Annotated in this window: 1 protein-coding gene; it reads left to right on the forward strand. The window is 67.1% G+C overall.

Annotated elements, in window-relative coordinates; all coding sequences use genetic code 11:
* Positions 1-164 precede the first annotated feature (164 nt).
* Positions 165-773, forward strand: a 609-nt coding sequence (locus tag ACFR9S_RS02940) for an HAD family hydrolase (RefSeq protein WP_379818029.1), incomplete at its 3' end; no start/stop codon positions are given.

A 773-nucleotide genomic window follows, 5' to 3' on the forward strand; every position in this document is an offset into this window, starting at 1 on the left:
TTTCTGATGACGAGCCTCGTGCCCGGCACACTGCGGTCACAAGTGGTCTAGCATCGAGGTGCTGTTGCTGTCGCGGTCACTAACGATCTGAGAAAACGTCGTACCGTCAACTGCCCAGAATCACCCCCACCCGTCTTTTTCACCCATCGACACCACCCAGAACCATGCGCGCCGTCTACTTCGACTGCGACGGGACCCTCCTCACGCTCGACTGCTCGTACGACGACCTGTTCGAGACGGCCTGCGACGCCGCCAACGTCGACGCCACCGCCGACCTGCAAGCGACCTACGCCGAGGCCTTTTTCGAGGCGTTCGAGTCGTTCCACCCCGACCCGTACCGCGCCGGGATGGCCGCCGCCGTCGAATCCGGCGATCTCGACGCCGATCCCGACGCGCTCCGGGATACCTACGTCGACGCCGAGGTCGCCGCGTCGACGCCCGCCAACGGCGCCCGCGAGGCGCTGGACGCGTTCGACGACGCCGACACCGCGCTGGGGCTGCTCACGAACGGCGTGACCGACGTCCAGCGCCGGAAACTGAAGTCCGTCGGGCTGTTCGACCGCTTCGACGCCTACCTCCCGAGCTACGAGATCGAGGCACACAAGCCCGATCCCGCGATCTTCGAGGCGGCACGGGAACGACTCGACGCCGACGAGTACGTCTACGTCGGCGACTCGCTGGAGCACGACGCGCTGCCCGCGCGGGAGGCGGGGTTCCTCGCGGTTCACGTCGACACGGAGTCCGAGTCGGGGATCGTTCGCGTCGACGGGCTG

Source organism: Halolamina salina (assembly GCF_042678005.1).
Lineage (GTDB): Archaea > Halobacteriota > Halobacteria > Halobacteriales > Haloferacaceae > Halolamina > Halolamina salina.